A 13,684-nucleotide genomic window follows, 5' to 3' on the forward strand; every position below is an offset into this window, starting at 1 on the left:
TTACGATTTTTCCCATAAAAAGACTAGACAAAACGCATCATTTGTCTGAAGTCAGACCTTTAAAAGATAGAACCATCACGCCCGCGGATGATGTTTCTTATACACGTCATGCAGTCGTGCCTTGTTGACGTGTGTATACATTTGCGTCGTCGACAGGTCGGCATGCCCAAGCATTTCTTGCACGACACGTAAATCGGCACCGTTCTCAAGCAAGTGGGTCGCGAACGAATGGCGCAGGACGTGCGGCGTGATCTCTTTGTCGATCCCTGCATCCTTTGCCCGTCGCTTGATCATCTTCCAAAAACCTTGTCGTGACAAGCGATCACCGCGACTGTTCAAAAAGACATCGTCCGTTTGTTGACCACCAAGACTGTTGCGTGCGAGATCAAGATACGTCCGGACGCTTTCAATCGATGTCGAACTCATTGGGATGATACGGGACTTATTCCCTTTCCCAAGACACGACAGATACCCGAGTTCGAGTTGCAAATCGTTTAACTTCAGTTGGAGCAGTTCACTGACGCGCATCCCTGTTCCATAAAGAAGCTCAAGCATCGCTGCATCTCGTCGTGTAAGCGGATCGACACCGACGACCGAATCAAGCAAGCGTTCGACGTCCGTTTGACTCCAGACGACTGGCAACTTCTTTTCCGGTTTCGGTAAATCAAGATGACGAGACGGATCATGTGTTGCAAGCCGCTCTTCGATGAGATATTGATGGAACGAACGGATCGAGCTTGTCGCCCGCCGAACCGTCGAGCGTGACTTTCGTGCTTCAAGCAATCGTTCAATATGGTCAACGATATGATGCCGGTGAACCTGTTCGAACGAGGAAACTTCCGCTGTTTCAAGCGTCTGTAAGTATTGATTTAAATCATTTCGATACGCAGCTGCCGTATTCGCGGACATTTGCCGTTCAATCACTAAATAATTGATAAATGCTTCCAGTTGTTCACGCACTGAACTCATCCTCTTCGTTTACGAAATCGCTTACTTTCCCATCATATCAAAGGTGTAAACCGTTGTGAAGAGGTCTGACCTATAAAAATTGAAAAAGAAAAACCATCCGAAACTTCGTCGGACGGTCAGACTGTTTGTGTTTGCGATTGTTCCAACGCTTCCCGAGCATGGCGCTCTTGGCAGACACGGCAGACGCCATGGAATGTCAGGCGGTGATCCTTGATTTTGAAGTGGAATCGGGACACGATTTCTTTCTCTACTTCTTCTAGCATATCGTCTAAAATCTCTTCGACGGATCCACATTCGATACAGACGAGATGGTGATGTGAATGACTCGCACCTTCTTGTCGTAAATCAAATCGCGATACGCCATCTCCGAAGTTGACTTTATCGACGACTTCAAGCTCCGTCAATAATTCGAGCGTCCGGTAAACCGTCGCAAGTCCAATGTCGGAATTCTTTTCTTTTACAAGGAGAAAGACATTTTCGGCACTGAGGTGATCCGACTCGTGTTCGAGCAGGACACGCACAGTCGCTTCACGTTGGGGAGTCAGCTTATATCCTTTACCGCTTAGCTGTTTTTTGATGCGTTCTACACGACTTTCCATCATAGCGCCCCCTTTGGTCGAACTGATGCTATTATCATAGCTGATAATCAATTGTTTTTCAAATTAAAATGATTATCAACTGAAAATCACTTAAACGAGAATCATTTTAAAGTACGAATCTGCCAATGTTGGATTGCCATGATTGTTTTTGCGTCAACGATTGTTCCATCCGCTACAAGTTCGAGCGCTTCCGTAAGCTTCAATGTCTTATTCTCAAGGAACTCGTCCTCATCAAGTTGGCGATCACCGGCCGTAAGACCAATCGCTTCATAGATATGTACGCGTTCACTACAAAAACCGGGTGCTCCGTAAAAATCAAACACATGTCGTAACTCTTTCGCGACGTATCCTGTTTCTTCCTTTAATTCCCGTCCGGCACAATCAAGCGGATCTTCGCCTTTCTCAAGTTTGCCTGCTGGTATCTCGATCGATAGACTTTCGAACGCCTTCCGATACTGTTCGACTACAATCAGGTCCCCTTGTTCATCAAAAGCGATGATCGCGACAGCACCATTATGGTAGACCAGTTCACGAACCGATGTATTGCCATTCGGCAAGGTAACGACATGTTTCTCAACATCAAAGACTTTTCCTTCATAGATCACTTCACGTTCAATCGTTTTTTCTTCCATCGGCTGTATTCCCCTTTTTTATCCTAATTTACGTTCTCTGTCATGATAAGTATGCCGTTTTCAACGTATTGCCGCAAGACTTCGAAACCGTCTTTTTCATCAAATATGATACACTAGAAGGCAGAAGTTCCAAACTTACAGTTCATGAGAAAAGAGGGAATTGCACATGTCATTAGGATTAGGTACGATGACGATCTTAAAACGCGGACAGGAGGAAGCAACAGCAATCCTGCGAACGGCACTCGACGCCGGTATCACCCACTTCGATACTGCCGATGTCTACGCGAACGGAGCAGTCGAATCGATCATCGGTCAAACCTTCTCACAAGAGGATCGCAGTCGATTGTTCCTCGCCTCAAAAGGCGGCAACCGGATGAACGCGACCGGAACCGGTTGGACGTGGGATCCGAGTTATGACTATTTGAAGCAAGCTTGTCTTGAAAGTTTGAATCGTCTTGAAACACCTTACCTCGATTTGTATTATGTCCATGGCGGAACGATCGATGATGATATCGACGCATCCATTCGTGCGATGGAAGACTTGAAGGCTGAAGGTAAGATTAAACATTACGGTCTTTCATCCCTGCGCCCGAACGTCATCGAATACTGGCTTGAACATAGTAATTTTTCGTACTTGATGACACCTTATTCATTACTGGACCGTCGGATCGAAGAGTTATTACCGCGTCTAGAGCAAAAACACATTCAGGTCGTCGCTCGTGGTCCTCTTGCAAAAGGGTTATTGACTCACGAGAGCGCTTCCCGTCTGCAGTCAATCGATCATTTTGAACAATTCGATAAAGAAACGCTCGAAGCGAGTCTACAACAATTACAAGACTTTCCGCTTCCAGCACTTGCCTTGCAGGCAATCGATCAACAAGTTGCCGTTGTTCTTCCAGGTGCCTCAAGCGTGTCGCAACTTCAAGCCAACGTTCAAGCGATGAAAGAACCGATTTCGCAAGCACAGATTGAACAGGCACTTGCGACCTTACCAGTTCATCACTATACCGAACACCGGTGAGGTTTAACTCTTCACTTCCCCGGGAATCTCCTTCTTTGTAACGTTCATACAGAGGAGGAGTTTTATTATGGCACGTATTTTAATCGTATCAACGAGTGCAGATGACATGAATGGTCATAAAACAGGATTATGGTTCGAAGAGTTCGCAGCACCTTACAATCTGTTCAAGGATGCAGGGCATGACGTGATGGTCACGTCGATCAAAGGTGGCGATGTCCCAATCGACAAAGCATCAATCGTCAAAGAAATTTTACCGAAGTTCCAGGAAGCCCGTCGTGCGCTGCATGACACGAAAGCACTCTCCGAGGTAGATCCTGCCTCATTCGATGCCGTCTACTTCCCAGGTGGTCACGGTGCGGTCGTCGACTTCCCGAACAATCCACAAGTGGCAGGAGCCATTGAAGCCGTCATTAAAAAAGATGGGGTCGTCGCATCAGTCTGTCACGGTCCCGCTGCCTTTGCGCATGTCATGATTGATGGCAAACCATTCGTATCAGGTCGTCAAATCAACGGCTTTACGGATGAAGAAGAAAAATCAACGGGTCTTGAAGACAAAGTACCATTCTTACTCGAAACGACACTTCGCGGTGAAGGGGCTACCTTCCTGACATCGGATGCCGGTAAAGAGTTCGCTGTTATCGACGGTAATGTCGTCACTGGACAAAACCCAGCGTCAAGTGAAGCGGTCGCAAAACTTGTTCTTGCGAAACTCGCTACACAAGCTTAATCAGACAATCTATATACAAAATGGAGCACGCGACATCATGTCGCATGCTCCATTTTTTGTCGTGACTTACAGGTGGTGAAGCGAATTCAATCGTTCGAGATCAGCTTCCGCCTCGCGCTGTTTTTGTTCAAGTCGTTTTAACTTTTCCTCGAGTTGTTGCTGTTGCGCTTGCAATGCAAACCGTTCTTCTTTCGTAAAAGAACGTGATACTTCCTTCTCTTTGAGATACCACCACTTTTTGATTTTCTCAGGTGGCGGTCCAAGTTCAATCTGTTGCTCATGTTGTTTGACTTCATTCATTTGCTCAGCATGCGCCTGTTGAAGCTGTTCTAATTCCGCCTCATAAGCAGTTTGTCTAGATTCAAGAATTGGTGTCAGGTGCGCAAGGAGATGCGCAGTAAAATCTCTTCGGACGACCCGTCGTATAACATCTCGACGAAGTGAAGATTCTGAATTGCCCGAGGCATTCTTCCATACGACGGCATCCGCCTGTTCTAAGATCTCTTCTTCTTCCGTTTCTCCGAGCCAGCGTAATTTGAGCAACAGTGGTTCGAGAAGTGCCTCTTCGACATACGCCGTAAATTGTGAATACGATGTTGCTTCTCGTATTAACGCTTGTTCGTGTAAGTGGAATAAGGTTTCCGCTTCTTCTTCGATCCAGTCTTCATAATCATTAAAATACATCAGATAACTCCTCACTATATCTCATTACAAAATACAACTGGCTCGACTGTCTCCTACGTGACGGTCGAGCCAGTTTCATTAGACATTCGCTTCATTCTTTTTGATTTCCGCGATTGCCCAGTCGCACCAATCCAAGTAATTCAACATCATACGCAAGCCGTATTCACTCGTCAAGGTCTCACCTAGTGTCGCACCGTTTTCGAGATGATCGTCACGCCAACTGTGCATCATCTCGACTGCGAATTGGTGGTGTCGCTTCGACTCTTCTAGATAAGCGACTGCTTCTGCTGGCGGGAGAAGATGAAGGAGCGAAACACGCATTAAATTTTCATCCTTCATCTTCGGTTTGAATTCATTCGGCGTCCGTAACCATTCAACAAGTTCCGTCCGTCCTTTATCAGTAATCGAATAGACCTTCTTATCTGGTAAGTCTTCCTGGACGATATGGACACTCGTTACAAGTTCTGCCTCTTCCATTTTCAATAACTCTCGGTATATTTGTGTATGATGTGCGGTCCAGAAGTGGATCATCTGTTTTTTAAACGTCGCGCTTAAATCATAACCGGTCGCTTCCCCTTGGGTCAGCAGCCCGAGTAGTGCAAATCGTAATGCCACTGGCTGCACCTTCTTTCCTCTTTTGTATATATACTTAATTATCTCAAATATACCTCGTTTTCGCTACTGCCGTGTCGAACAAATGTACGAATAGAAAAAAAGACCTGCTCTCGAAATGAAGTTCGATCGCAGGTCCCTGTGTAACATTTTCTCAATCTGTTCTTCGCTCACGTAAGCGTTCGATTCCTTGTCCTACATGTGACCAGTAAGAAGCAGGATGCGGAACGAATTGATGACGCTCAAACCATTCTCCCGCCATATCTTGAACGCGGTCGATTGATACATCGGCGATGCGCCCAAACTGTTCGACTGAAAAAGCAATCAATCGTTGCACTTCAGATTCCTGGAGCACGTACGCTTCCATTGTTTGATCACTCTGCGCGAGAAAGACATGACATCGCTCACAGTCCCAAAGCGTCGCATCCCGGAGTTCCTCTTCTTGGACGCCAAGCGGTATTAATTGCTCAAATGTACACGTCAGGCCGATTTCTTCCTCCAGTTCCCGAAGTCCATCCTCGACGGTCTCATTCGCAAGCAAGTGACCCGCTGCCGTGATGTCGATCATTCCCGGAAAGTCCTTCTTTTGCATCGACCGTTGCTGAAGCAACACGACGTCCCGCTTTGGATCGTAGACGAAACAATGAAATGTTTCATGCCACAGACCTTGTGCGTGGACTTCCGAGCGAGGACGCGGACCAAGCGGATTCCCCTTTCGGTCCACCGTCATGATCATCTCCTGTTCACTCATCGTAACACCTTCGACGCTTGGTGGAATCGTTCTCCGACCGTATACAGTTCAGCAATCAGGAAAACAATCGCAATCCAGATGATGGCGCCTGGAAACAGCAACATTGCCGTCAAGAACAAGAACCCTTCCGTCCGTTCCACGAGCCCCGGCTGATATTGAAACGATTTATATCCATAATTTTCACTGACTGCTCCAATCGCAAGAAACATCGTCATGCCGATGACGAATGATGCAACGAGCAAAAGAATAACGACCTGCGTTTCCGGAAACCGAAGTGCTAGACCGATCAAAACAGATAGTTCGACGATCCGGTCAAGGACAAGATCAAGGATCGTCCCAATCGGTGTCGTCTTCTCTTTTCGCGCCATCGTACCATCGATGACATCGAGCATTCCGGAGAGCCATAGTAAGATAATAGCCGTTCCCATCATATCATTGTAGACAAAAAAGCCTGTTGCTCCACCGATGATGCCGGAAATGATCGTCACTTGTGTCGCTGACAGCCCCATTTTCTTGAATAAAGTCGCCCCTTGGTCAAATAGGGGTTGAACGAGTTTACGCGCACGCGTATCTAACATATCACCCCTCCTTTCTAACAATATACCCTTCCTGCTGGTGGATCATCTCTTCTGACGAGAGCACGATCCGTTCTCCTGACGTCCGCTCTACTTCGTAGAATCGAACACCGTATTGCATGAGTTCTTTCGTAATCGTAACACGTTCATCGTCTTCCTTCGTCGGTCTTGAGACCAAGTTGACTGCCGTCAACGGATACCAGATTCCTTCAATCTGTATGCCTTCGCCGAAAAACGGACTCGTCTCACTTAGGTTGATCGGCGTTCCATAGTCGACGATTCGGCCTTGCTCCAGTACATAGACGACATCCGCCATCGCCATCGCCTCTTCCCGATCATGCGTGACAAGGAGTGTCGTGACCCCTTGTTCCTCAGTCAATTTGCGAATCAAAGTCCGGAGTTCCCGCCGTCTTGGTACATCGAGACTCGAGAACGGTTCGTCAAGCAATAGGAAGTCAGGTTGACTCGCAAGTGCTCGTGCAAGACTTGCTCGCTGTTGTTCGCCACCTGAGAGTTCATGGACTGCGCTATGCCCTCTTCCTTCAAGTCCGACCCGGTGTAACCAAGAATCGAGTTCGACCGGTGTTAGCCTTTTCGCACCGAGACGAATATTCTGTTCCACGTTCAAATGCGGAAACAGCAAAGAGCGCTGAAACATCATCGTCACGCCGCGCTGATTCGGTGCCAGTTTCGTCACATCACGCTCGCCAAACCGAATGCTACCGTTCGTCACGCGTTCTAGACCCGCAATCAGACGCAGAAGCGTCGTTTTCCCACTCCCGCTCGGTCCAACGAGCGCGACACACTGTCCTGATTCGATTCTTAAATCAATTTCAGATAAGACCTGTTTCGTTCCAAACCGTTTACTGACCTGTTGTATCGTGACTTCCATTTAAACGCCTCCGTACGATTTGTATCCAACTCGTAAAAATGATAGCCTGTCCCGCATAAAGAAGTACAGGTAAGCCAATCAACCAGATGGTCGCAAGCCGAGCCGTCTCTTGTGAATTGCCGGAATATGCCGGAAAGACTTCAATTGCTATCATCCGGACGACTCCACCACCAATCAGTGCGACGAGTGCATACTGACTGAGAGTGATGACTGTAACAAGTAATGTCACCGACTGAAGCGTCGAACGCATCATCGGACCTGTTAAATAAAACCATCGCTTGAACCGGTTCCCTTCGAGCAAAATCATCTGTTCAAGCATCCGCTCACCAAGTGCCTGAAAGCCGTTCGTATATAATCGAACCGTATAAGGTAACGTCGGCAAGAGCAAAACGAGCAGCACGCCAAGAAAACGGTCCGCAAGACCGAGCCGAATCCAGGTCAAGTACAGCCCGAAAGACAACAATAAGACAGGTACGAACAACGGTAAGCTGATCAAAAATTCAGCCAAACGGATTCGTTTACCTGTTCGAAAGGCAATCGCTTTCCCTGCCATGTAACCGAATAAGTGGTTCAGTAAGATGACAGCACAGATCATCCCGATCGTTGTCGCGATTGTCGCTTCAAGACGTGGGTTCCAACTCCACTCAGATGGAATCAATCCGATCAAAGGAACGATGAACACGAGGACAATGAACACGATCACACTGATTTTTTTCATTCGCTTCGCCCCCTACTGACCTTCGCTGCAAGTGGTCGTGTCACACCAGTCATGAGCAACAATAGGAGGAAGAGTCCTCCTGTCAGGACGACACTCATCGCAAAAGCAAGTGGCTGCTCTGATAGATCGCCCTGTGTATACAAATCGAAGGCATAGACTCCGAGCAGTTTCGGATAGGTCACACCAAGTAATGCCGGAATCTCGTACGCAAACAGGATAAAGGCAAGCAAAATAAATGCTGCTTCAAGCATCGGTACAAGCAGGAATACCCCTCTCGTATGCCAAAAACGGCGCACCGGCGACAATCCGAGCATCATACCAAGTTCTTGATAACGCGGATCGAGACGCCGGACCACCGGTAAGAGATAAAAAAAGACAAACGGAATTTCTTTATACAGATACGTCAGAATGACACTAAAATAATTCCCTTCATGTGGTCCGATGACAGGCACATCACTCAAATAAAGAATGGCAAGATACGCCGCTCCTAGATGAGGGATGAATAACGGGATCGCAAGTAGCGCTGCTAGTCGTGTTCTACTTAAGAGTCGCGCGAGCCCTACGCCAATAATCAGTGCGATGCCTGTACTGACGATAGCAACGTAGCTACTGACGGCTAAACTTTCTAAAAAAACGTCATCCGTCAGTAGGTCGCGGTAATCGGCAGATGAGGTCATCGAAACACTGACCCATAATCCGTATAAGACCATGCCTGCCATCAGGAGTGCAGCGGGATATGCGTTACCGCGCCACACGAGATGGCCATTCCTTACGGATCATCTCGAAGATGGATGGATCCAGTTCCGTCCGGACCTTCCCTTCAAAGACACTCGGTTTCGGTGTCGATGCTGCAGCCGGTACTTCAGCGAACTGCTTTTGTTCTGCTGTATCAAGTGTCGATAAATCAAGGCTCGTACCGTCTCCCCAATACGTCGCCTCATATTTTTTCAATTGCGCCTCTGGTGACAACAAGGTGTTTATTGCAACAAGTGCTCCTTTTGGGTTCGGTGCATTGAATGGTACAGAAAGGAAATGTGTCGAAGCAATCGATCCATCCTTCAGGACGATCGGACGTGTTTGTTTCGGGAACGTACCTGACTTCACTTCTTGTTCTGCCCGTCTTTCATTAAAGCCCATCGTAAAGTCGACAGACCCTTTCGCATACAACTGGTCGAGTTGTGCCAGCGTCTTTGGATACGTCTTGCCTTTTTTCCAAAGGTATGGCTTAATCTCGTTCAAGTATGCCCACGTCTTCTTGAAGTCGGCTTTTGGATCTTTTAATGTCGCGTTTGACTCGACACCATACATGACGTGACGGACGAAGGCATTCCCTGTAAAGTCCGTTACTTCCGGATAGGTAAAGCGTCCCGGATTTTCCTTGACCCAGGTCTTCAACGCTTTCAAGTCGGTTGGTGGCGACTTCACATCGGCTGCATCATAGTGCAACGTGTATTGGACTTTCCCCCATGCGGCTTCGAGTCCGTCTGTTTTTGTGCCGCTATCTGAACTTTGAGCAGCAGCATCGACATACTTCATATTTGGTAGAACTTTTGTGATCTCACCATAAAGCAGGTCATCTTTTTTGGCATTCAGGAAGTTATCGCCATTGATCCAGACGACATCGATGACGCCTTTTTCCTTACCCGCTTGTTTCTCAGCACGTAATTTTTGGATGATGTCCGCCGTCTCGATCGGAACGCGTTCTAATGTAATGTTGTGTTCCTTCTTCAAACGTGGCGCCACGTATTCATCGATATAGGCATTGATTCCGTCATCGCCACCCCACATGTACATCCGAACCGTTGATTTTTCCGCTTCTTTCTCAATCGTCTGATAGCTCGTACCTAATACATTTTTCGGTTCCGGCGTCGTTGCCGGTGTTCCGCATCCCGCAAGGAGAATCCCCATGGCAAGAAAGCTAATCGCTTTAGTTTTCATTCTTTTTCTCCTTTATGATCACTTTTTATCGAACCCTGATTTACCTAACCATTCAACGACCCGCGGCATCATTCCGTATCCCTTAGCCGAGAGTTCCATCCACCACGGTGCATTGACTTCTCGTTTCCGTTGTCTCATCGCTCGAACGACGGTATGGGCGAGTTTTTCTTTTGAGAGGACGATCGATGCCACGTTTTGCTCGTACTTCCGGCTGATGTCGGCCCTTACGAAAAACTCTGTCGCAATCGGCCCTGGATTGACTGTCATGACATGAATCCCTTTTGGTCGAAGTTCAAGACGCAATGCATTCGAAAATTGTAATATCGCCGCTTTTGTCATGCAATAGATCGTCGATTTCGGTGTCGGCAGCTTCCCCGCCTGACTCGCAACATTGACGATCATCCCTCCCTTTGAGAGGAATGGCAGACATGCTTTCGTCAAGCGAATCGGGCTGAGCACATTGATGCGTTGCATCGACTCGATCGTCTCAATTGAGGTTTCATCTAAAAAGCTGAATTCCCCGAATCCGGCATTGTTAATCAAGACATCGATTCGACCGTACCGCGCGTACAATGTCTGCGCAAGTATTTCTGGTTCCTTTTCTAAATCATAGGCGTAATACTCTGCCTGTAATTCAGACGCTAACGTACGCAATCGCTCCTCGCGACGAGCGATTAAAATCAAGTTTGCGCCTTCTTTATGCAAAGCACGGGCGAGCGCTTCCCCAAGTCCGCTCGATGCCCCGGTAACAACGATCGTCCGATTGATGAGTTGCATCAGGCTTCCTCCGTCTTCACATAGTAGAGGATCCCGGATCGTTTCTCGACCGAAATCGCACCGCGTGCGACAAGTGTATCAAGGCGTGCTTTCATCTCACTCATGACAAGAGGGAATGATTTTTTTAATCGGTTTCCATATGTCACTTGTGCTAATTCGAATAACGTATGCTCTTTCGAAAAATGCTTGAGTAGTTGATCGCCGCGTGCCTTCCGTTGCAACATCCGTTCTTCGACGAGCGATGCAACATCCCGGATTGGTTCGCCATGTCCGGTATAAGCAATTCGAATATGCTCTCCTTGTAATTTCTCCAAAGAATTCAGGTACGCAAGGACAGGTCGTTTGACAAACGCATCATCACCCGGTTGCGGTTGCTCGAGCAACGGGTTCGGTTCGACCCGTTCGAGTAGATGATCCGCCGCGAACAAGACACCATCATCACTTAAAATACCGATTTGATCACTTGCATGTCCCGGCAGTTCGATGACACGGTATCGCCCAGACGGTGTGACGGGATCCCCCTCTTGTAATGTGAAATCAAGTTGCCCTTTTCCGAGCCATTTTAAGGCAGATTGATAACTTGGCAACATCTCTTGAATCGCTGCCGGAACACCGAATGATGTCGCTAATCGACGCAAGAATGCGTCTCCATTGTTTAAGAACGTCTCATCTTGCTCCAAGTACGGACGCAACCGTGCATGTCCATAGACAGGGATGCCTTTTTCTGAAAAACGGTGCGCCATCCCCGCGTGATCCGCATGATGATGCGTCACGATGACACGATCGAGATCCTCGACTTGCAGACCATGTCGAGCCAAAGTCTGTTGCATCGCTTGCCACGCTTCTAGTGTATCGGGTCCACAATCAATGAGGAGGTTCTCCCCCTCCGTTCGTAATACATAGCAGTTTACATCCCCCACCGGGAACGGTGTCGGAATCGGAATCGAAATGATTTCGTCAGATACAGTCATGCCTACACGCCTCTTTTCTCTCGTCCATTTTCTTTCATTATAGAGAGAATGAAGCTATAGCGCCAAACTTTGTGCGTCAATGGCTACTATTTGTTATCTAGCATACGTGAGCACGTAAGAAACGGATGCAAAAAAAACCGACCTTTCCGCAGATTGAAAGGTCGGTCAAAAACTTATTTTAAGTTGAGGACTGTTAATTTATCGCGCGTCATGGAAGCGAGGCTTCGTCCGACACCTTGTACGCCGAGACCTGACGATTTCACACCGATGAATGGGAAGTGGTCAGGACCACGTTCCGTCCGGCCGTTGATCTGAACAGAACCTGTTTCAAGCGCATCCGCTACAGCAAACGCTGCATCGATGTTCTCCGTGAAGACACTCGCTTGAAGACCGTATTCGGATTCGTTCGAGTACGCGATCATTTCGTCGACCGAGTTGACACGGATGATCGGAAGAACTGGTCCGAACGGCTCTTCCCAAGCGACGCGCATGTCGCGTGTCACGTTGTCAAGAAGCGTTGGTTCGATCAAGTTCGCCGTACGTCCGCCGCCAGTGACGAGCGTTGCGCCTTTGTCAGTTGCATCCGTGATTAATCCTTCGACGAAGTCCGCTGACTTCGTATCGATGAGCGGTACGACGACACTGTCTTGTTCAGGTGAACCGACAGTCAATTTCGCGATCCGTGTCTTGAGTTCTTCAATCAAGGCATCCGCTTGCTGATCAAGAACGAAGACACGTTTGATTGCTGTACAACGTTGACCCGAGTACGAGAACGCCCCACTGATGATGTGATCTGCCGCAAGCGACAGGTTTGCATCTTCAAGGACGAGTGCTGGGTCTTTTCCGCCGAGTTCAAGGACGAGTGGAATCATTGCCGATTGACGCGACAAGTGTTGTCCTGTTCCTGTACCACCTGTGAATGTGATCATGTTGATTCCAGGGTGAGCCGTCAAGTAATCACCGATGACTGATCCACGACCTGTGACGATGTTGACGAGTCCAGCCGGAAGACCTGCTGCAACGAGTGCTTCGACCATCAAGATGCCGCTGATCGAACCTTGTGTTGCTGGTTTGAAGACGACGGCGTTCCCTGTCATGAGTGCAGGTGCGAGTTTTGCTGCTGCCAAGTTGACTGGGTAGTTAAATGGTGAAATCGCAAGTACGACGCCGAGCGGTGCTTTTTTGATGACCGCGATTTTTTTCGCGCTACCGCCAGGGAACGAGTCCCCTTGCATCATCTGACCGTCGAAACGAAGACCTTCTTCTGCTGTATAGCGAATGATTTCAGCTGTCCGTTTGACTTCCTTGACGCCATCCGCGCGTCCTTTACCGACTTCGCGCATGATGACTTCACCGATTTCGTCTGCACGTTTCTCGAGTTCCGTTGCCCAAGCGTGAAGCAATTCAGCCCGTTTGTTGGCCGGTTGTTTTGCCCACTCTGCTTGCGCCGCTTTTGCTGAAGCGATGGCACGGTCGACTTCCGGTTTCGTCATCGCTTGAACGCGACCGACAAGATCCTCTTTATATGGTGAAGAGATTTCAATCGTCTCTTTTGATTCACTTTCATGCCATTGTCCATCTAGTAAAAATGTGTAGGTTGTTGCTGTAGTCATTCCACTCTACCTCCATTTATTTTTATCTCTCTCATTTCAGTGTGTGGCTGCATAGCCTATTGTAATCAATTGGTCAGACAAATGCCAAACTTTTTGCTTAACACATTATGAAAGCGATTACAATACTTTTTTTATCATTTCAGAACTAGAATTTTTAGCATACTATGCCGATAACTAGTCAGAAGTGAAGTGAAGGTAATGAAAG

The 13,684-nt window shown here is 47.9% G+C and carries 16 protein-coding genes; 2 read left to right on the forward strand and 14 right to left on the reverse strand.

Going from position 1 to position 13,684, the window contains the following annotated elements; translation table 11 throughout:
* Positions 1–75 precede the first annotated feature (75 nt).
* The 3 genes from xerD to ACRPK8_RS04995 form a co-directional block, all read right to left on the reverse strand.
* Positions 76–960, reverse strand: coding sequence for a site-specific tyrosine recombinase XerD (gene xerD, locus ACRPK8_RS04985; RefSeq protein ID WP_432237201.1), 885 nt, complete (start codon positions 958–960; stop codon positions 76–78).
* Between the two features lie 125 nt (positions 961–1,085).
* Positions 1,086–1,568: a Fur family transcriptional regulator gene (locus ACRPK8_RS04990; protein ID WP_023467675.1), complete on the reverse strand. Its 483-nt coding sequence runs from the start codon at positions 1,566–1,568 to the stop codon at positions 1,086–1,088.
* Between the two features lie 101 nt (positions 1,569–1,669).
* Entirely contained in the window at positions 1,670–2,200 is a 531-nt protein-coding gene (locus tag ACRPK8_RS04995) for an NUDIX domain-containing protein (protein WP_432237202.1), read from the reverse strand.
* Between the two features lie 166 nt (positions 2,201–2,366).
* Between ACRPK8_RS04995 and ACRPK8_RS05000 the strand changes: the two genes are divergently transcribed.
* Positions 2,367–3,221 carry an aldo/keto reductase gene (locus tag ACRPK8_RS05000; RefSeq protein ID WP_432237203.1) on the forward strand — a complete coding sequence of 285 codons (855 nt, stop codon included), beginning with the start codon at positions 2,367–2,369 and terminating at the stop codon, positions 3,219–3,221.
* 67 nt (positions 3,222–3,288) lie between these two features.
* Positions 3,289–3,948: a type 1 glutamine amidotransferase domain-containing protein gene (locus ACRPK8_RS05005; protein WP_432237204.1), complete on the forward strand. Its 660-nt coding sequence runs from the start codon at positions 3,289–3,291 to the stop codon at positions 3,946–3,948.
* 66 nt (positions 3,949–4,014) lie between these two features.
* On the opposite strand, the gene ACRPK8_RS05010 is transcribed toward ACRPK8_RS05005, so the two are convergent.
* The 11 genes from ACRPK8_RS05010 to ACRPK8_RS05060 all read right to left on the reverse strand — a co-directional run bounded on the left by ACRPK8_RS05010 (position 4,015) and on the right by ACRPK8_RS05060 (position 13,479).
* Entirely contained in the window at positions 4,015–4,632 is a 618-nt protein-coding gene (locus ACRPK8_RS05010) for a hypothetical protein (RefSeq protein ID WP_432237205.1), read from the reverse strand.
* A 78-nt stretch (positions 4,633–4,710) separates the two neighbouring features.
* The gene (locus ACRPK8_RS05015) at positions 4,711–5,247 is read right to left on the reverse strand and encodes a PadR family transcriptional regulator (RefSeq protein WP_432237206.1); all 537 of its coding nucleotides are present in this window, start codon (positions 5,245–5,247) and stop codon (positions 4,711–4,713) included.
* A 151-nt stretch (positions 5,248–5,398) separates the two neighbouring features.
* Positions 5,399–5,995: an NUDIX hydrolase gene (locus ACRPK8_RS05020; RefSeq protein ID WP_432237207.1), complete on the reverse strand. Its 597-nt coding sequence runs from the start codon at positions 5,993–5,995 to the stop codon at positions 5,399–5,401.
* A complete protein-coding gene (locus ACRPK8_RS05025; RefSeq protein WP_432237208.1) occupies positions 5,992–6,573 on the reverse strand; it encodes a CDP-alcohol phosphatidyltransferase family protein in 582 nt (193 codons plus the stop codon). The genes ACRPK8_RS05020 and ACRPK8_RS05025 overlap by 4 nt, the downstream gene beginning before the upstream one ends.
* 1 nt (position 6,574) lies before the next feature.
* A complete protein-coding gene (locus tag ACRPK8_RS05030) occupies positions 6,575–7,462 on the reverse strand; it encodes an ABC transporter ATP-binding protein (RefSeq protein WP_432237209.1) in 888 nt (295 codons plus the stop codon).
* A complete protein-coding gene (locus tag ACRPK8_RS05035) occupies positions 7,434–8,180 on the reverse strand; it encodes an ABC transporter permease subunit (RefSeq protein ID WP_432237210.1) in 747 nt (248 codons plus the stop codon). Before ACRPK8_RS05035 ends, ACRPK8_RS05030 begins: the two co-directional genes overlap by 29 nt.
* Positions 8,177–8,935: an ABC transporter permease gene (locus tag ACRPK8_RS05040; protein ID WP_432237211.1), complete on the reverse strand. Its 759-nt coding sequence runs from the start codon at positions 8,933–8,935 to the stop codon at positions 8,177–8,179. The genes ACRPK8_RS05035 and ACRPK8_RS05040 overlap by 4 nt, the downstream gene beginning before the upstream one ends.
* Positions 8,922–10,118, reverse strand: a complete 1,197-nt coding sequence (locus ACRPK8_RS05045; RefSeq protein ID WP_432237212.1) for an ABC transporter substrate-binding protein — start codon at positions 10,116–10,118, stop codon at positions 8,922–8,924. The genes ACRPK8_RS05040 and ACRPK8_RS05045 overlap by 14 nt, the downstream gene beginning before the upstream one ends.
* A gap of 18 nt (positions 10,119–10,136) precedes the next feature.
* The gene (locus ACRPK8_RS05050; protein ID WP_432237213.1) at positions 10,137–10,895 is read right to left on the reverse strand and encodes an SDR family NAD(P)-dependent oxidoreductase; all 759 of its coding nucleotides are present in this window, start codon (positions 10,893–10,895) and stop codon (positions 10,137–10,139) included.
* The gene (locus tag ACRPK8_RS05055; RefSeq protein WP_432237214.1) at positions 10,895–11,866 is read right to left on the reverse strand and encodes an MBL fold metallo-hydrolase; all 972 of its coding nucleotides are present in this window, start codon (positions 11,864–11,866) and stop codon (positions 10,895–10,897) included. The genes ACRPK8_RS05050 and ACRPK8_RS05055 overlap by 1 nt, the downstream gene beginning before the upstream one ends.
* A 173-nt stretch (positions 11,867–12,039) precedes the next feature.
* Positions 12,040–13,479, reverse strand: a complete 1,440-nt coding sequence (locus tag ACRPK8_RS05060; protein ID WP_294742610.1) for an NADP-dependent glyceraldehyde-3-phosphate dehydrogenase — start codon at positions 13,477–13,479, stop codon at positions 12,040–12,042.
* Between the last annotated feature and the right edge of the window lie 205 nt (positions 13,480–13,684).

This window comes from Exiguobacterium sp. TDN 0502 (assembly GCF_050846835.1).
Classification (GTDB): domain Bacteria; phylum Bacillota; class Bacilli; order Exiguobacteriales; family Exiguobacteriaceae; genus Exiguobacterium_A.